General features: G+C 72.4%; 15 protein-coding genes. 7 read left to right on the forward strand and 8 right to left on the reverse strand.

All coding sequences use genetic code 11. The annotated features are described in order from the left end of the window. Window positions 1–12 precede the first annotated feature (12 nt). The gene (gene clpB / locus GSF22_RS17275) at window positions 13–2,604 is read right to left on the reverse strand and encodes an ATP-dependent chaperone ClpB (RefSeq protein WP_208814628.1); all 2,592 of its coding nucleotides are present in this window, start codon (window positions 2,602–2,604) and stop codon (window positions 13–15) included. A 192-nt stretch (window positions 2,605–2,796) separates the two neighbouring features. Here clpB and GSF22_RS17280 point away from each other — a divergent pair, with 192 nt between their 5' ends. The 4 genes from GSF22_RS17280 to GSF22_RS17295 all read left to right on the forward strand — a co-directional run bounded on the left by GSF22_RS17280 (window position 2,797) and on the right by GSF22_RS17295 (window position 5,609). Continuing rightward, window positions 2,797–3,057 (forward strand): hypothetical protein, encoded by a 261-nt coding sequence (locus GSF22_RS17280; protein ID WP_208814630.1) that lies wholly within the window; start codon window positions 2,797–2,799, stop codon window positions 3,055–3,057. A 174-nt stretch (window positions 3,058–3,231) separates the two neighbouring features. Then, on the forward strand, window positions 3,232–3,732 hold the full coding sequence (locus GSF22_RS17285) for a cation:proton antiporter regulatory subunit (protein ID WP_208814633.1): 501 nt from the start codon (window positions 3,232–3,234) through the stop codon (window positions 3,730–3,732). A 5-nt stretch (window positions 3,733–3,737) separates the two neighbouring features. Continuing rightward, on the forward strand, window positions 3,738–4,943 hold the full coding sequence (locus GSF22_RS17290; protein WP_208814634.1) for a cation:proton antiporter: 1,206 nt from the start codon (window positions 3,738–3,740) through the stop codon (window positions 4,941–4,943). 234 nt (window positions 4,944–5,177) lie between these two features. Continuing rightward, a complete protein-coding gene (locus tag GSF22_RS17295; RefSeq protein ID WP_208814636.1) occupies window positions 5,178–5,609 on the forward strand; it encodes a hypothetical protein in 432 nt (143 codons plus the stop codon). A gap of 162 nt (window positions 5,610–5,771) precedes the next feature. On the opposite strand, the gene GSF22_RS35425 is transcribed toward GSF22_RS17295, so the two are convergent. From GSF22_RS35425 to dnaK, 6 genes are all read right to left on the reverse strand, one after another. After that, on the reverse strand, window positions 5,772–5,900 hold the full coding sequence (locus tag GSF22_RS35425; protein WP_280116893.1) for a hypothetical protein: 129 nt from the start codon (window positions 5,898–5,900) through the stop codon (window positions 5,772–5,774). 417 nt (window positions 5,901–6,317) lie between these two features. Continuing rightward, window positions 6,318–6,515 carry a hypothetical protein gene (locus GSF22_RS17300; protein ID WP_208814638.1) on the reverse strand — a complete coding sequence of 66 codons (198 nt, stop codon included), beginning with the start codon at window positions 6,513–6,515 and terminating at the stop codon, window positions 6,318–6,320. Window positions 6,516–6,657: 142 nt separating this feature from the next. After that, window positions 6,658–7,107, reverse strand: a complete 450-nt coding sequence (locus GSF22_RS17305; protein ID WP_208814639.1) for a heat shock protein transcriptional repressor HspR — start codon at window positions 7,105–7,107, stop codon at window positions 6,658–6,660. Between the two features lie 27 nt (window positions 7,108–7,134). Continuing rightward, the gene (locus GSF22_RS17310) at window positions 7,135–8,328 is read right to left on the reverse strand and encodes a DnaJ C-terminal domain-containing protein (protein ID WP_208814641.1); all 1,194 of its coding nucleotides are present in this window, start codon (window positions 8,326–8,328) and stop codon (window positions 7,135–7,137) included. A gap of 72 nt (window positions 8,329–8,400) precedes the next feature. Continuing rightward, window positions 8,401–9,165 carry a nucleotide exchange factor GrpE gene (grpE, locus tag GSF22_RS17315; protein WP_208814642.1) on the reverse strand — a complete coding sequence of 255 codons (765 nt, stop codon included), beginning with the start codon at window positions 9,163–9,165 and terminating at the stop codon, window positions 8,401–8,403. After that, window positions 9,162–11,027 carry a molecular chaperone DnaK gene (gene dnaK, locus GSF22_RS17320; RefSeq protein WP_208814644.1) on the reverse strand — a complete coding sequence of 622 codons (1,866 nt, stop codon included), beginning with the start codon at window positions 11,025–11,027 and terminating at the stop codon, window positions 9,162–9,164. The genes grpE and dnaK overlap by 4 nt, the downstream gene beginning before the upstream one ends. A 273-nt stretch (window positions 11,028–11,300) precedes the next feature. On the opposite strand from dnaK, the gene GSF22_RS17325 reads away from it, so the two are divergent. The 3 genes from GSF22_RS17325 to GSF22_RS17335 all read left to right on the forward strand — a co-directional run bounded on the left by GSF22_RS17325 (window position 11,301) and on the right by GSF22_RS17335 (window position 16,137). Beyond that, a complete protein-coding gene (locus GSF22_RS17325) occupies window positions 11,301–13,091 on the forward strand; it encodes a GTPase domain-containing protein (protein WP_208814646.1) in 1,791 nt (596 codons plus the stop codon). Between the two features lie 17 nt (window positions 13,092–13,108). Continuing rightward, the gene (locus tag GSF22_RS17330) at window positions 13,109–14,773 is read left to right on the forward strand and encodes a GTPase (protein ID WP_208814649.1); all 1,665 of its coding nucleotides are present in this window, start codon (window positions 13,109–13,111) and stop codon (window positions 14,771–14,773) included. 137 nt (window positions 14,774–14,910) lie between these two features. Next, the gene (locus tag GSF22_RS17335; RefSeq protein WP_208814648.1) at window positions 14,911–16,137 is read left to right on the forward strand and encodes a hypothetical protein; all 1,227 of its coding nucleotides are present in this window, start codon (window positions 14,911–14,913) and stop codon (window positions 16,135–16,137) included. 18 nt (window positions 16,138–16,155) lie between these two features. On the opposite strand, the gene GSF22_RS17340 is transcribed toward GSF22_RS17335, so the two are convergent. Further along, complete coding sequence (locus tag GSF22_RS17340) at window positions 16,156–17,067, reverse strand: NAD(+)/NADH kinase (RefSeq protein ID WP_208814651.1); 912 nt, start codon at window positions 17,065–17,067, stop codon at window positions 16,156–16,158. Window positions 17,068–17,113 lie beyond the last annotated feature (46 nt).

Consider the following 17,113-nt stretch of genomic DNA (forward strand, 5'->3'; position numbering starts at 1 on the left):
GGTGCGGGTGGGTCAGGTGGTGGCGACGGTCAGGGCGTCCTTGCTGTCGGCCAGGTCGACCCGGACCGTGTCACCGTCCCGGACCGTGCCGGAGAGCAGCGCCTTCGCGAGCTGGTCGCCGATGGCGGTCTGCACCAGCCGACGCAGCGGACGGGCACCGTAGAGCGGGTCGTACCCGTGCTCCGCCAGCCAACTCCGGGCCGCCTCGGTCACCTCCAGGCCCAGCCGGCGGTCGGCGAGCCGCTTGCGCATCCGGTCGAGCTGGATGTCCACGATGGACCGCAGTTCCTCGCCGGTCAGCGCGGCGAAGACCACGATGTCGTCCAGCCGGTTGAGGAACTCCGGCTTGAAGTGCGACCGGACCACCGCGAGCACCGCCTCCCGGCGCTGCTCCTCGCCGAGGGTCAGGTCACTGACCACCGACGAGCCGAGGTTCGAGGTGAGGATCAGGATGGCGTTGCGGAAGTCGACGGTACGTCCCTGCCCGTCGGTGAGCCGGCCGTCGTCGAGCACCTGGAGCAGCACGTCGAAGACGTCCGGGTGGGCCTTCTCCACCTCGTCCAGCAGGATCACCGAGTACGGCCGGCGCCGCACCGCCTCGGTGAGCTGCCCGCCCTCCTCGTAGCCGACGTACCCGGGCGGGGCACCCACCAGCCGGGCCACGGAGTGCTTCTCGCCGTACTCGCTCATGTCGATGCGAACCATGGCCCGCTCGTCGTCGAAGAGGAACTCGGCGAGTGCCTTGGCCAGCTCGGTCTTGCCGACACCGGTCGGACCGAGGAAGAGGAAACTGCCGGTGGGACGGTCCGGGTCGGCGATGCCGGCCCGGGCCCGGCGGACCGCGTCGGAGACGGCGCCGACCGCCTGCGTCTGACCGACCACCCGGGCGGTCAGCGACGACTCCATCCGCAGCAGCTTGGCGGTCTCGCCCTCCATCAGCCGGCCGGCGGGGATGCCGGTCCAGGAGGCGACCACGGCGGCGATGTCGTCCGCGCCGACCTCCTCCTTGAGCATGGCACCGTCGGCCTGGAGCGCGGCCAGTTCGGCCTCGGCCCGGGCCAGGTCGGCCTTGAGCTCGGGAATCCGGCCGTACCGCAGTTCGGCGGCGCGTTCCAGCTCGCCGTCACGTTCGGCGCGCTCCGCCTCCCCGCCGAGCCGTTCCAACTCCTCCTTGGCGGTGGAGAGCCGGGTGATGTGCTCCTTCTCCAGCTTCCAGCGGTCGGAGAGGGCGGTGAGCTGCTCACGCTTGTCGGCCAGCTCCTTGCGGAGCCGTTCCAGCCGCTCGGCGGAGGCGGCGTCCGGCTCCTTGGCCAGCGCCATCTCCTCGATCTCCAGCCGGCGGACCGCCCGCTCGATCTCGTCGACCTCCACCGGCCGCGAGTCGATCTCCATCCGGAGCCGGGACGCCGACTCGTCGACCAGGTCGATCGCCTTGTCCGGCAGGAACCGGTCGGTGATGTACCGGTCGGAGAGACTGGCTGCGGCGACCAGCGCGGCGTCGGTGATGCGGACGCCGTGGTGCACCTCGTAGCGCTCCTTGAGGCCGCGCAGGATGCCGATGGTGTCCTCGATGGTCGGCTCACCGACCAGGACCGGCTGGAAGCGGCGCTCCAGGGCGGGGTCCTTCTCGATGTTCTCGCGGTACTCGTCGAGGGTGGTCGCGCCGACCATTCGCAGTTCACCCCGGGCGAGCATCGGCTTGAGCATGTTGCCGGCGTCCATCGAGCCCTCGCCCTTACCGGCGCCGACCACCGTGTGCAGCTCGTCGAGGAACGTGATGACCTGGCCGTTCGATCCCTTGATCTCCTCCAGGACCGACTTCAGCCGCTCCTCGAACTGGCCCCGGTACTGGGCACCGGCGACCATCGCACCGAGGTCGAGCGAGACCAGCTTCTTGTCGCGGAGCGACTCGGGGACGTCCCCGGCCACGATCCGCTGGGCCAGGCCCTCGACGATGGCGGTCTTGCCGACACCCGGCTCACCGATCAGGACCGGGTTGTTCTTGGTACGCCGGGACAGCACCTGGATGACCCGGCGGATCTCCGAGTCCCGGCCGATGACCGGGTCGATCTTGCCGGCCCGGGCGCTGGCGGTCAGGTCGACCCCGTACTTCTCCAGCGCCTGGTAGGTCTGCTCCGGGTCGGCGCTGGTCACCCGGCGGTCCCCGCCCCGGACGGTCGGGAACGCGGCGACCAGGTTCTCCTCGGTGGCACCGGCGTTCTTCAGGGCGACGGCGACCGCGCCACCGACCCGGGCCAGGCCGGCGAGCAGGTGCTCGGTCGAGGTGTACTCGTCGCCGAGGGGCCGCGCGATCTGCTCGGCGGCGCCGATGGCGTTGGCGAACTCCCGGGACAGGCTCGGCTCGGCGACGCTGGACCCCCGGGCGGCCGGCAGCGCGTCGACCGAGCGCAGCGCGACGCGACGCAGCTCGACAGGATCGGCACCGGCGGCCCGGAGCAGGCCGGCGGCGGTGGAGCCGGCGGTGTCCAGCAGCGACAGCAGCAGGTGCCAGGGCTCCACGGTCGCGTGCCCGCGCTGGTTGGCGAGGGCGACCGCACCGGTGATGACTTCGCGGCTCTTGGTGGTGAGGCGTTCGGCGTTCATGGGCTCCCCTGGATCGGCGTTCTCACTGGGAACGACACAACCAGAGTTGAGTCTATTCCACTCAACCTTGAACTGCGTACTGGATCATCACCGGCGCCACCCGGGTTCCTGTCGGAAGACCGCTGGATACATCGGAGGACTTCGATCAGGCGGCTACCATCTGGACACCCGACAGCTCAGGAAGGTGCCGAGATGGCGAAGTTCCTCCGCAACGTGCTCGCCGCCACCGCGCTCGCCGTGGCCGCCGGCACGGTGGTCGCCGCCACACCCGCCCAGGCCATCCCGTACCCGGGAACGAACGAGAGCATCACCTACACCTACTTCTCCGACTCCAGCAAGACGGTGCAGGTCGGGATGTGGGTCTACGGCAACTGCCTGGAGGACTTCCAGTACGGCCAGAAGACCGCGTACTACACGATCACCCGTACCACCTGCAACGACCCGTCCTGGTAACAGGACCGGACGGACGGGCCGGACGCCCCACCGCGTCCGGCCGACCGGTGACCACCCCAGCCCGGCCACCTGCTGCCACCGCGAATCGATCCCATACCACTGCGGCGGTGGGCCGGGCGGGGGTCCACCCGTCCACCGGGTCCAACGTGAAGGTCCCACCGGTACCTTGAAGCGGTGAGAGTACGTGTTGAACAGACTGCCCTCCCGGGGATCGGGGTGCGTCACGACCTGGTGACCGAGTCGGGTCGCCGGATCGGCGTGGTGTCCCACCGCAACGGCCGCCGGGATCTCGTGTTGTACGACCAGGACGATCCGGACGCGAGCACCGACGACGTCCCGCTGACGGACGACGAGGCGGAGGCGCTGGCCGACATCCTCGGCGCGTCGCTGATGCTCGGGCAGCTCTCCGGGCTGCGCCAGCAGGCCGCCGGCCTGCTCACCGAGCAGATCGCCATCCCCGCCGGCTCGGCGTACGTCGGCCGCAAGCTGGGTGACACCCAGGTGCGTACCCGGACCAGTGCCTCCATCGTCGCGGTGCTCCGCGACCGGGAGGTCATCGTCTCACCCGACCCGTCGTTCCGGTTCGAAGCCGGCGATGTCGTGGTCGTGGTCGGTACCCGCAAGGGGCTCGACGGTGCCACCGCCATCCTTGCCGACACCGACCCGGACGGCTGACGCGTATGCACGAAACCACCATCCTGCTGATCGAAGTCGGCGCACTCCTGCTGGGACTCGGCCTGCTCGGCCGACTCAGCCGCCGGATCGGGCTCTCCCCGATCCCGCTCTACCTGCTCGCCGGCCTGGCCTTCGGGCACGGCGGCCTGCTGCCGCTCACCGCCAGCGAGGAGTTCTTCGCCGTCGGTGCCGAGATCGGCGTGATCCTCCTGCTGCTGATGCTCGGCCTGGAGTACTCGGCCGGTGAACTGGTCGGCAACCTGCGTGCCGCAGCCCCGGCCGGACTGATCGACGCCCTGCTCAATGCCCTGCCGGGGGCGGCGTTCGCGCTGCTGCTCGGCTGGGGCTGGGTCGCGGCCGTGGTGCTGGCCGGCATCACCTGGGTCTCCTCGTCCGGGGTGATCGCCAAGGTCCTCGCCGACCTGGGCCGGCTCGGTAACCGGGAGACCCCGGTGATCCTGTCGGTGCTGGTGATCGAGGACCTGGCGATGGCCCTGTACCTGCCGTTGGTGACCGCGCTGCTGGCCGGTACCGGTCTGATCGGTGGCGGCTTCGCGCTCGGCGTCGCCGTCTTCACCGTGGTGCTGGTGCTGGTCGTGGCCATCCGGTACGGGCACTTCATCTCGGCGATGCTCTCCGCCAAGGATGCCGAGGCACTGCTGCTCGGCGTCCTCGGACTGACCCTGCTGGTCGCCGGCATCGCCCAGAAGCTCCAGGTTTCGGCGGCGGTCGGCGCGTTCCTGGTCGGCATCGCGCTCTCCGGGCCGGTCGCACACCACGCGACCGAACTGCTCACCCCCCTGCGGGACCTGTTCGCCACGGTCTTCTTCGTCTTCTTCGGGCTGGCCACCGACCCCCGGGAGATCCCCCCGGTACTGCTGCCCGCACTCGCCCTGGCCATCCTCACCATGGCGACGAAGACGCTCACCGGGTACCTTGCGGCCCGCCGGGTCGGTATCGCGGTGCCGGGTCGTTGGCGTACCGGCCTCGCCCTGGTACCCCGAGGGGAGTTCTCCATCGTCATCGCCGGACTGGCCGTGGCCGCCGGCAGTGTGGAACCGCAGCTGGCTCCGCTCGCCGCGACCTACGTGCTGATCACGGTGGTGACCGGTCCGCTGCTGGCCCGGGTACCGGACTTCGCCTGGTTCAAGAGCTGGCTCCGACAGCGGGCGGCGGCCCGGGCCGCCGTACCGGTGGTCTCGCCGGAGTAGCCACGGCCCGGGTCACCCCTGCGCACCGAGGCGGGCCAACCCGCGCCGAACCCTCCCGCTGGCTGCCCTGACCTGCCCGTACGGCCAGGTCAGGGCACCCAACGGCTGATCCGAATCCGATCGTCGTGCAATTCCCCGGGCTGCCCGTACCGGGTTACGGTGACGCCGCAGCAGCTGGTCCCGCGGATGTTGGGTGTCCTGCCCGCGCGGCCATGAGCGAGAGGGTCTGCGTTGGTGAGCGTGCAGCAGTCCGCGTTCCGCGGCTTCGCCAACCCGGTCGACCCCTCCCCCGCCGAGCTGCGCGCCTGGGCGTACCAGCCCGATTCCGTCCCGTTGCAGGCGATGCCGCCGGACTGGGACCTGCTGGTGGCCGGCGACCAGTTGGTGCAGACCCTCTTCGAGTTGGCGATGGATCCCGCCTGCCCGGCCCGCCGCTTCGCCCTGCACTGCCTCTACATCTACGCCGCTGACGGCATCCGGACCAACTTCCGGGCGCACCCCAAGCGCCGCTTCCGCAAACTGGTCGAGCAGGCCGAGCGGCACGGCGACGAGCTGATGACGACCTGGGCGCACAACAGCCGGGTACTGCTGGCCCGTCCGGATCTGTTCAACTATCACGACTGGTGCGAGGGCGGTCTGGTCCGCCAGGAACGCCGGATCGGCTAGTCGACGCCACCACCGGACGACAACGGTCGCCCGGTTCTCTCCGGGACACGGTCCACTTCACCGATCACCCGCCCCACCTGCCTGATCCACTATGGAGTCCGGACTCCGCAGGGAGCTGGCGACCGGAGAGGGGCGCCGGCGCCCACGCCGTATCCCGGCCGGTCAGCTCGCGGCGATGCCCCGGACCGGGACGGCTGCGACCCGGCGCAGCTTGACGATGAGCTGCGCCGGGTCGGCGTTGCCGCAGGCCCGGTCGACTGGTCGGCCCTGCCCGGCCTCTCCTGCTACCACCCGGTTCACCCCGCCTGCGCCCGTCCCGGCAGATCTCCTCTCCGCCGCTTTGCTCTGCTTCAGCGACGGCTACAGAGAGGCCCCCTCGGTGTTGCCTCCGCTGAAGCAGAGCAAAGGCTCTGCCGACCCTTGTCGGGTGCCGCGGCGGCCAACTCGGCCCGGGGAACCGGTACCCCGGGGCGGTGACCCCGAAGGCGGTGCAGACGTACTCGTAGAGCCGGGCCACGTTCGCGGCCGACGGCTGTGGCGGGTCCGACAATCCGGGGGCGCGGTGAATCCGGGAGCGGTCGCCCGCGTCGCCGTCTGTCCATTGGTGCCGGCAGGCCCGTCCGGATCAGGCAGGCACACCGGTCGGACACGGAACGGGCCGGGACCCCCCGTGGATCCCGGCCCGCCGGTCCTGGTACCCGTCGCGGCTCAGCGGCCGGATTTCCCGCCCTGACCCTCCTGCGCACGCTCGCGTGCCTGGTCCGGCCCCTTGTCGACCTGGTCGTTCCGGTCGGCGAGCCGGCCACCGGAGAGCTGGTCGAACTTCTCCTTGACCGTGTCCGCGACCTTGCCGAGCTGGTCTTCGGCCTTCTCGGCGATCTTTCTGGCCTGCTCTGATCCAGCCATCACCCCTCCTCGCCGAGCCCCCGTTTAGATCCGTATTAGGCGCTTTGAACCCGAATTGAGGTTACCCGACGGGGTACGGTCGGCGGACCGGAATCGGCACCCGGACGGCACCCGGACCCGGCTGACGGAACACCGGGGCCGGTCAGCCCCGACCGTCCCCCGTCGGCCGGGTCTGCCGCCACACGACCATGGCGGTCGAGGTACGGGTGGTCGGCACGAGGTCCCGTCGCGGAAAGGCGGAGATCGACTCAAGTTCGGCGATCCGCCGGTACGCCGCGTCGAGTTCCGCCTCCAGCCGGGCGACCCGTTGCTGGGCCTGCTCCAGCAGCCGTTCCAGCCCGATGATCCGCTTGATGCCGGCGAGGTTGACCCCGTCGTCCTGGCTCAGCCGCTGCACCTCGCGCAGCAGCACCACGTCCCGGACGCTGTACCGGCGACCGCCGCCGGACGCCCGGCCGGCCTGCACCAGGCCGAGCCGGTCGTACTGGCGCAACGTCTGCGGGTGCATCCCCGCCATCCGGGCTGCCACCGAGATCATCAGTACCTTGGCCTCGTACGCCGGGTCCGACGATCCGACGAAATCCTCCGCCATCCTGGTCACCTCCGCCTGCACCGACCGTCAGTTGAACCGACGCAACCGCGCGTCCAGATGTTCCCGCGACGCCGCCGGCGAGTGCCCGGCGAACGTCTCCAGGGCCGCCCGGGCCTCGTCCGACACCTGCGCCGGGACGACCACCTCCAGGGTCACCAACAGGTCGCCGGCCTGTCCTTCCTTCCGGACGACGCCCTTGCCCCGGGCCCGCAGCACCCGGCCGCTCGGGGTACCCGGCGGCACCCGCAGGGTCACCGCGCCGTCCATGGTCGGTACCCGCAGGTCCACCCCGAGCACCGCCTCCGCGAACGTGATCGGGACGGTGAGGGTCAGATCGTCGCCGCTCCGCCCGAACAACTCGTCCGGACGCACCTTCACCATGACGAAGAGGTCACCGGCCGGTCCGCCCCGATCGCCCGGCTCACCCCGACCGGCCAGCCGGATGCGCTGCCCGTCGGCCACCCCGGCCGGGAAACGTACGTTCAGGGTGCGGGTCTTGGTCACACCGCCGGTGCCGTGGCACTCCGGGCACTTCTCCTCGACCACCGTGCCCACGCCCTGACACTCCCGGCACGGCTCGGAGAAGCTGAACGACCCCTGGTTGCGGGTCACCACCCCGGACCCGTGGCACTGCGGGCAGGTCTTCGGCCGGGTACCCGGCTTGGCGCCGTCACCGTGGCAGGTGTCGCAGACCCCCGGTGCGCGCAGCGTCAACGGGACGGTGACCCCGCGTACCGCGTCACCGAAGTCGAGCACCACCTCGGCTTCGACGTCCCGTCCCCGGGCCGGGCCACGGGCCCGACCGGGGCCGGCACCGCCGGTGAAGAGCGAGCTGAACAGGTCGGAGAAGCCGGCACCACCGCCCGCACCACCGAACCCGCCGCCCCGGGTCTGCGCCCCGGCACCACCGAACAGGTCGGAGACGTCGAACGGCGCCCCGCCGGGTCCACCCGCTCCCCGGGCGTTGCGCCGGAACGCACCGGAGCCGAAGAGCGAGCGCATCTCGTCGTACTCCCGGCGCTTACGCTCGTCGGCCAGCACGTCGTACGCCTCGGAGGCGGCCTTGAACCGCTCCTCGGCCGGCGCGTCACCCGGGTTGTGGTCCGGGTGCGACTCGCGCGCGATCTTCCGGTACGCCTTCTTGATCTCGTCGGAGGTGGCGGACTTGCCCACCCCCAGTACGGCGTAGAAGTCCTTCTCCAGCCAGTCCTTGGAACTCACCGGTCCACCCCCTCCCGATTCGCGTGGTCGAGGTGCCCGCCCCGTCGGGCGGGCACCTCGACCACGACGGTGCTATTCCGGATCGGCAACCGCGACCATCGCAGGCCGCAGCAGCCGGTCGCCGAGCGAGTAGCCCCGGCGCATCACCTGCACGCAGGTCGGCTCGGTCACGTCGGCGGAGGTCTGGTGCGCCACCGCCTCGTGCCGGGTGGGGTCGAACGGGTCACCCTGCTCACCGAACACGGTCAGCCCGAACTTGCCGAGTGCGCTGGTGAGCTGCTCGGCCACCGTGCCGAACGGTCCGACCAGGTCGCCGTGCTCCCGGGCACGGTCCAGGTCGTCCAGGATCGGCAGCAGCGCGGAGAGCACCTGACCGGTGGTCTGCTCGGCGGCCACCGCCCGGTCCCGGTCCACCCGCTTGCGGTAGTTGGCGTACTCCGCGGTGACCCGTTGCAGGTCCCGGGTGCGCTCCTCCAGCTCCGACCGGAGGGCGGACAGCTCGGCACCGAGGGCACCGCCCCCGACCGGCCCGCCCTCGACCGGCGCGGCCGGCTCGGCCGGCGCGTCCACCACCGGCTGACCGGTCGGCGCGGGCTCGGTCTCGACGACCTCGTCCACCACCACCTCGGCCTCCTCGACCAGCCCTTCGGTCTCGGCACCGGCGCTTCCGTCGACCGGGGTACCGGCGGAGTCGCCCTCCACCGTCACGCTGTCGGTGATCTTCCGGTTGTTCCGGATGACGACGCGCGGACCGGTTTCACCCTCGGGTGCGGTGCCATCCGGCACCGGCCCGGTGGTCTCCACCCCCGGGTCGGTGGCCCCTGGCTGCTCCGTCACTTCTTGCCGTCCTCGTCGACGATCTCGGCGTCCACCACGTCGTCCTGGCCGCCGGCCTTCGCGCCGGTGGCACCGGTACCCGCGTCGGCCTGCGGAGCCTGCTCGGCCTGCTGCGCGTAGAGCAGCGAACCGGCCTGCTGCGAGACCTGGGCCAACTTCTCGTGCGCCGACTTGACCTTCTCGATGTCGGTACCGCCGAGCGCGCTACGCAGGTCGCCGAGCGCCTCGTTGATCTGGTCCCGGGACTCGGTGGGGAGCTTGTCCCCGCTCTCGGCCAGGAACTTCTCGGTCTGCCACTGAAGGGCCTCGGCCAGGTTGCGGGTCTCCGCCTCCTCACGCCGACGCTTGTCCTCGTCGGCGTGCTCCTCGGCGTCCCGACGCATCCGCTCGATGTCGTCCTTCGGCAGCGAGGAACCACCGGTGATGGTCATCTTCTGTTCCTTGCCGGTACCGAGGTCCTTGGCGTGGACGTTCACGATGCCGTTCGCGTCGATGTCGAAGGTGACCTCGATCTGCGGCACGCCGCGCGGCGCCGGGGGCAGGCCGGTCAGCTCGAAGGTGCCGAGCTTCTTGTTGTAGGCGGCGATGTCCCGTTCGCCCTGGAAGACCTGGATCAGCACCGACGGCTGGTTGTCGTCGGCCGTGGTGAAGACCTCGGAGCGCTTGGTCGGGATGGTGGTGTTGCGCTCGATCAGCTTGGTGAAGATGCCGCCCTTGGTCTCGATGCCCAGGCTCAGCGGGGTGACGTCGAGCAGCAGGACGTCCTTCACCTCGCCCTTGAGCACACCGGCCTGGAGCGCGGCGCCGACCGCGACGACCTCGTCCGGGTTGACGCCCTTGTTCGGGTCCCGGCCGATCAGCTGCTTGACCAGGTCGGTGACGGCCGGCATCCGGGTCGAGCCGCCGACCAGGATCACGTGGTCGACGTCGGAGACCTTGATCCCGGCGTCCTTGATCGCCTGCTCGAACGGGCCCTTGCAGCGGTCCAGCAGGTCCTGGGTCATCCGCTGGAACTCGGCCCGGGTCAGGGTCACGTCCAGGTGCAGCGGGGCGGACGGGGCGCCCTCGGTGGAGGCCGGGCCGGCGGTGATGTACGGCAGGTTGATGCTGGTCGTGGTGGCCGCGGACAGCTCGATCTTGGCCTTCTCAGCCGCCTCACGGAGCCGCTGCATGGCCATCTTGTCCTGCGACAGGTCGACGCCGTGCTGACCCCGGAAGGTCTTCACCAGGTGGTCGATGATCCGCTCGTCCCAGTCGTCACCACCGAGGTGGTTGTCACCGCTGGTCGACTTGACCTCGACGACCCCGTCGGCCAGCTCCAGCAGCGACACGTCGAAGGTGCCGCCACCGAGGTCGAAGACCAGGACGGTCTGCTCCTTGGAGCCCTTGTCCAGCCCGTACGCCAGGGCCGCCGCGGTCGGCTCGTTGACGATCCGCAGCACGTTGAAGCCGGCGATCTCCCCGGCCTCCTTGGTGGCCTGCCGCTGGGCGTCGTTGAAGTACGCCGGCACGGTGATCACCGCGTCGGTGATCTGCTCGCCCAGGTACGCCTCGGCGTCCCGCTTGAGCTTCATCAGGGTCCGCGCGGAGATCTCCTGCGGGGTGTACTTCTTGCCGTCGATGTCGACGGTCCAGTTGGTGCCGATCTCACGCTTGACCGACCGGATGGTCCGGTCCGGGTTGGTCACCGCCTGGCGCTTGGCGACCTCACCGACGAGCACCTCGCCGTTGCGGGCGAACGCGACGATCGAAGGAGTCGTCCGCGAGCCCTCGGCATTGGCGATGACGGTGGGCTCGCCGCCCTCCAGGACGCTGACGCAGGAGTTCGTCGTGCCGAGGTCAATGCCGACCGCACGTGCCATCTTCGCTTCCTCGCTTCGTTACGTAGAGCAGGTGACGGGCACCGCCCGCAGCACACCCACCTCAAGTTGAGTGGACTTGACTCAATATTGCCACGCCTGCCGCGATCGTCAAATCGGACTTGAGTCACCCTGACGCAACCCTTGACGCAAGGGCAGGTCGGCGGCCCTGCCGACGCACCCCCGGGGCCGGCCCGACCGGGCCCGTCGGGGGAACCAGACCGGCATAGGGGGCGTCGGTTGTTTGACTTGCCTGATTCGGGCACGCTTTATCCCGTGACGACGCATGGCGACGACGCCTCGGCCCCCGGTGCGCCACCCGTCGTACCCGGAAACAACCCGCCGGCGGAGCTGCCGGCTGCGCTCGCCGGCCTTCGGGCCGCCGTGGCGGCGGCCCGCTTCCCGCTCGCCGTACCGTCGGCCGAGCCGGCCCGCCGGGACGCCGCCGCCCTCGCCGCCCAACTCGACGACTACCTGCTGCCCCGGCTCGCCCGACTCGACGCCCCCCTGCTCGTCGTGGTCGGCGGGTCCACCGGGGCCGGCAAGTCGACCCTGGTCAACAGCCTCGTCCAGGCCCGGGTCAGCGCCGCCGGGGTGCTCCGCCCCACCACCCGCTCGCCGGTGCTGGTCTGCAATCCGGCCGACTCGTCCTGGTTCCGCTCCGGGGACCTGCTCCCCGGCCTGACCCGTACCGGTGAGCCGAGCGAGGATCCACGCACCCTGCAACTCGTCGCGGCCCCCGCACTCCGCCCCGGGCTGGCCTTCCTCGACGCACCGGACATCGACTCCGTGGTCGACGCGAACCGGGCGCTGGCCGGGCAGCTCCTGGCCGCCGCCGACCTGTGGCTCTTCGTCACCACCGCCGCCCGGTACGCCGATGCGGTGCCCTGGGAACTGCTGCGGACCGCCCGGGCCCGGGGCACGGTGACCGCCCTGGTGCTGGACCGGGTACCCCCGGGCGCCGCCGACGAGATCACCGCGCACCTCGGCGAGATGCTCACCGCCAACGGCCTCGGCGCCGCCCCGCTCTTCGTCCTGCCGGAAACCGTGGTCGACGGCCAGGGCATGCTGCCCGAGTGGGCGGTGGCACCGCTGCGGGACTGGTTCGGCCAGCTCGCCACCGACGCCGGAGCCCGGGACGCGGTGGTCCGGCAGACCCTCGATGGCGCCCTCGCCGCCCTGCAACCCGCCGTGGCCGGGCTGGCCGCCGCCTCCGACGAGCAGCTCACCGCCGCCGAGGCGCTGGACGAACGGGTCCGGGCGGCGTACCGCAACGCGCACCGCACGGTCGAGCAGGGGCTGCGCGACGGGCGGCTGCTGCGCGGCGAGGTACTCGCCCGGTGGCAGGAGTACGTCGGCACCGGCGAACTGTTCCGCACCCTGGAGGCCCGGATCGGCCGGCTCCGCGACCGGGTGGTGGCCGCCGTGACCGGCCGGCCGGCGCCCGCCGCCGCCGAACTGCGTACCGCGATCGAATCGCAGCTGGTGACCCTGCTGCGCGGGGTCGCCGCCGAGGCCGCCGAGCACGCGCACACCGGCTGGCGGGCCCACCCGGCCGGGGCGGCCCTGCTCACCCCGGACCTCGCCCGCCCCTCCGCCGACCTGGACCAACAGGCCGAACGCCTGATCCGGGACTGGCAGCGCGGGGTGCTGGAACTGGTCCGCGCCGAGGGTGGCGACAAGCGGTTCGTGGCCCGGACGGCCGCGTACGCGGTCAACGCCACCGGCCTGGCCGTCATGATCGCCGTCTTCGCCTCCACCGCGTTCATCCCGACCGGGCTGGAGGTGGCGGCCGGCACCGGCACGACCGTCGCCGCGCAGGCCGTGCTCCAGGCCGTCTTCGGGGACCAGGCGGTGCGTACCCTGGCCAGCAGGGCCCGCGCCGATCTGCTCGACCGGGTGACCGTGCTGCTCGACGGGGAGGCCGCCCGCTACCTCGGACTGCTGGCCGACGCCGAGGCGACCGCCGGGACCCCGACGGCGCTGCGGGAGGCCGGTGCCCGGGTGGAGGGCGCGCGTACCCGGGCCCACCTGACGACCGCCGCTGGGGAAGGTGCCGATACTTGAGCAACGTGGTGGGCCGGATGCGGGACGCGCTACGCGGGGAGCGCCGGATCGACGCCGACACCCTGCTCACCCGGCTCGGTGCGGTACGCCGGTTCCTCGACACCACCGACGGCTACCTGCCCGACGAGCGCCTGGTCGCCGCGCACACCCTGGTGGAACGCGCCGGCAGCCGGCTCGCGATGTCCCGGGACCACACCGTCGTCGCGCTCGCCGGCAGTACCGGCAGCGGCAAGTCCAGCCTGTTCAACGCACTCGCCCGGCTCGACCTCTCCCCGGTCGGCGTCCGCCGCCCCACCACCGGGGTCGCCCACGCCTGCGTCTGGGGGCCGCTGGCCGGGGCGACGAAGCTGCTCGACTGGATCGGCGTACTGCCCCGGCACCGGTTCGTCCGGGAGAGCGCGCTGGACGCCGACGACGAGTCCGCCCTGCACGGGCTGATCCTGCTCGACCTGCCCGACTTCGACTCGGTGGAACGCTCGCACCGGCTGGAGGTGGACCGGCTGCTCGGCCTGGTCGACCTGGTGGTGTGGGTGGTCGATCCACAGAAGTACGCCGACCGGGTGGTGCACGAGAGCTACCTGCGCCAGTTCCACCGGCACCGGGACGTGACCGTGGTGGTGCTCAACCAGGCCGACCGGCTGTCCCCGACCGAACTGCCCCGGGTCCTGGCCGACCTGCGCCGGCTGCTCGACGGCGACCGGCTCGACGGGGTACCGCTGCTGGCCACCGCCGCCGTGGACCGGGCCGCGATCGGGGAGCTGCGGGCCACGCTGGAGCGTACGGTCGCCGGACGGCAGGCGGCCCTGCGCCGGCTCTCCGGCGACGTCGACACCGTCGTCGCCGGGCTGGCCGAACTGGTCGCCTCGGAGCCCGGCGCGGGCGAGGTGGACCGGGACAGCCGCCGAGCGCTCGCCGCCGCGCTGGGTGATGTGGCCGGGGTACCGGCGGTGGCCGGGGCCACCGAGGAGGCGTACCGGCACCGGGCGGCCGGAGCCACCGGGTGGCCGGTGGTACGCGGCTGGCGCCGGCTCCGGCCGGACCCGTTGCGCCGGCTGCACCTGGCCGGCACCACACCGGCGGAGGAGACATCGGAGAGCCTGGTCGCGGCGACGTCCGTACCCGATCCGACCGCCGCCCAGCGCTCGGCGGTCGGTCTGGCGGTCCGGGCGGTGGCCGAGCGGGCCTCGGCCGGGCTGCCCCCGCCCTGGCCGGCGGCGGTGACCACGGCGGCCCGGTCCCGGGCGGCCGACCTGCCGGACGCGCTGGACCGCGCGGTGGCCGGTACCGACCTGGGTCTGCGCCGTCGACCGGTCTGGTGGCGGCTCGTCGGTGGCCTCCAGTGGCTGGTCACCCTCACCGCGCTCGCCGGGCTGCTCTGGCTGGTCGCCGGGTACGCGCTACGCGCCCTCGGCCTGCCCCCGCCGGACAACCCGACCGTGGGAGTGGTTCCGCTGCCCACCGTGCTGCTGCTCGGCGGGCTGCTCGCCGGCCTGCTGGTCGCGATGCTGGTGAAACCGGTGATCCGGTGGGCGGCCGGGCGGGCCGGGCGGCGCGCCCGCAGGCGGCTCGACGCGGCGGTCACCGCAGTCGGCGAGGAGTACGTGGTGACCCCGGTGCAGGAGGTGCTGCGTGGCTACGCGCAGGCCCGGACGGCACTCGCCGAGGCCGGCGCACCGGGCTGAGCCGCAGGTGCACCCGGAACCGACCACCAGGTGCACCCGGAACCGACCACCAGGTGCACCCGGACCGAGCCGTGGTCGCGCGCAACTGTGGCCTCGTGCGGATGCCCTCCCGGGCGCTCTCAGCGTAGGGTCGGTCCATGGCCACGCCACAGACCCCCTATGACGCGGTGCTGCACGCCGCCCGTGACGTGACGCGGCTGGACTGCGCGCTGGACGCCGAAATCCTCGGTACCGCCCTGCTGGGCAGCGTCTACGCCATCGCCGAGGACGACCGTGAGCGTGCCGTCCGGGAGTTCGTCGGCGGCTTCCTCGCCGCCACCAGCCGGCGCCGGTCGGCTGCCGCGACCACCATCCGCCTGGTCTTCGCCACCCTCGTACCGGAGGCCGAGGGCGCCGGCCGGGTCAAACCGGGTGCACACGCGCCGTCCTGGGCGACCCGGCTCGGCCGGGTACGCCTCACCGGCGCCTACGCCTACGGCGACGTGTACGGCGACCAGACCTCCTACCTGGCCACCTTCGCGTACGACGACGAGACCGGTGGCCCGGAGCACGCGGTGGTGGCCCTGATCGACCACAACATCGGCATCGCGAAGGACGTCTTCGTCGGCGGTCCGGCCGACCGGATCCTCGACCAGGTACGCCAGATGTGCGCCGACGACGAGCTGACCTGGTTCCGTACCGAGGACCCGGCCCGGTTGCGCCAGGAGGTGGCCCGCCACCTGGCCGTCACCGACGCGCTGGGTGACCTGCCCGACGAGGGGTCGCTCGCCACCGACCGGGCCCTGTTCGGCGCCCGCCTCGCCCTGCTGCCCGCCCCGGTCGGGGTACCGGCGGCACCCGCGCCGGTCGAGCCGCCCTCCCCGGCCGAGCGGACCGAACTGATCCGTGCCTTCCTCGCCTCGCCGGAGGCGGTCCGGCACGGGCTGGACCGGGTGGACGGCGACGACCTGGCCTCCCTGCACTTCTGCCTCAGCCTCCTGCTCGACCACTCGGCGAGCTTCCCGGACGCCGATCCGCTGCGGTGGAGCCCGGCGGTGGCCGGGCTGTTCCTGCTGGACTGGGTGCACCGCCGGGCCGTACTGGACATGGACGACGCCGCGATGCTGCCCCGGGTGCTGCGCGCCTGGGCCACCTGGACGGCCCGCCGACGGGGCCTGCCGGCCGCCGCCGTGACGCAGACCGACTCGGCGATCGAGGAGATGATCCCGGAGTTCGCCCGGCTCTACAGCACCGGCGAGCGGCGCAGCCCGGCGACTGCGGCGGTGGCCCAGTTGATGGCGGACGGGGTCGACCCGAACGACCCGGAGGCCCTGGACGCCTGGATCGAGGCGAACCGGCAGCGACTCGGCGACGACAACGCCTGACGGACCGGCGTCGGGCCGTCAGGGGGCGACCAGGGCGAGCTGGCGCGGGGCCACGGTCACGGTCACCCGTTGCCCCCAGCTCAGCGCGAGCCGGTCGGCCTCCAGCCCGTCGGCGAAGACCACCAGCCCGTCGGACTCGCTGACCAGCTCCAACCGGCCGTCACCGGCGAACCGGCCGCTGGTCAGCCGGACACCGGTGGCCGGGGACGGCCACGCCTCCCGGACGAACCAGCAGAGCGCCTCCTCGTCGGGTGCGGGCGGCGGCGGTGCGCCCGGCCGGTCCCGCGCGATCGACGCGCACCACCCGGTCACCCCGGTTCCGCTGCCGACGACCACGCCGGAGGAGGACTGTCGCTCCCGGTGTGTGGCCGTGCCGGCCTGCGCGGTGAGCAGGTACCGGGCGGACTGGTGGGAGGCGTGTCCGACGTACACCTCGTTGAGCCCCACCAGCTCCTGGCCGTCGTCCAGGGCGGCACGGACCATGGTCCGGTGGTCGGTGGGTGCCCGGCCGGTGACCACCGCCGGCAGCAACCCGGCCACCGCCCCGGCCGGGAAACGGACCAGTACCCCCGCGTTGCGGCCCGGCTCCGGGTCCACGCCGATCACCGGCTGCCGGTCGAGGTACTTGGCGACGTTGGCCACCAGCCCGTCCGGGCCGACCGCGATCACCACGTCCTCGGGTGCGAAGAGGAACCGGGGCAGGTCGTCGCGGTCGACCCGGCCGCGCCGCCAGTCCACCGGGATGGCGGCGCCGACGGTGGTCAACGCCGCCTCCAACCGATGGTGCCGGTCCACCACCTCGGCCAGGTCGCGGCCACGCTCGCGCAGGTAGCGGTCGGCGGCCGCCCGGGTACCGTGCCGGGCCAGCAGCTCGTCCAGTTCGCTGCGCCGGCTTACCACCACCACCCGGGGGGCGAGGGTCCCGCTCACCGGCCGGTGTCCCCACCGGCACGGGCCCCCGGCACCGCACCCCGCC

The organism is Micromonospora echinofusca, assembly GCF_017614955.1.
Classification (GTDB): Bacteria; Actinomycetota; Actinomycetes; order Mycobacteriales; family Micromonosporaceae; genus Micromonospora; species Micromonospora echinofusca_A.

What these genes read in the sequence shown, in the direction of transcription:
- GSF22_RS17300 (WP_208814638.1), bottom strand. Translation starts at nt 6,515, where the DNA reads ATGGCTGGATCAGAGCAGGCCAGAAAGATCGCCGAGAAGGCCGAAGAC.
- GSF22_RS17280 (WP_208814630.1), top strand. Translation starts at nt 2,797, where the DNA reads ATGGCGAAGTTCCTCCGCAACGTGCTCGCCGCCACCGCGCTCGCCGTG.
- GSF22_RS17290 (WP_208814634.1), top strand. Translation starts at nt 3,738, where the DNA reads ATGCACGAAACCACCATCCTGCTGATCGAAGTCGGCGCACTCCTGCTG.
- GSF22_RS17330 (WP_208814649.1), top strand. Translation starts at nt 13,109, where the DNA reads ATGCGGGACGCGCTACGCGGGGAGCGCCGGATCGACGCCGACACCCTG.
- GSF22_RS17305 (WP_208814639.1), bottom strand. Translation starts at nt 7,107, where the DNA reads ATGGCGGAGGATTTCGTCGGATCGTCGGACCCGGCGTACGAGGCCAAG.
- clpB (WP_208814628.1), bottom strand. Translation starts at nt 2,604, where the DNA reads ATGAACGCCGAACGCCTCACCACCAAGAGCCGCGAAGTCATCACCGGT.
- GSF22_RS17335 (WP_208814648.1), top strand. Translation starts at nt 14,911, where the DNA reads ATGGCCACGCCACAGACCCCCTATGACGCGGTGCTGCACGCCGCCCGT.
- dnaK (WP_208814644.1), bottom strand. Translation starts at nt 11,027, where the DNA reads ATGGCACGTGCGGTCGGCATTGACCTCGGCACGACGAACTCCTGCGTC.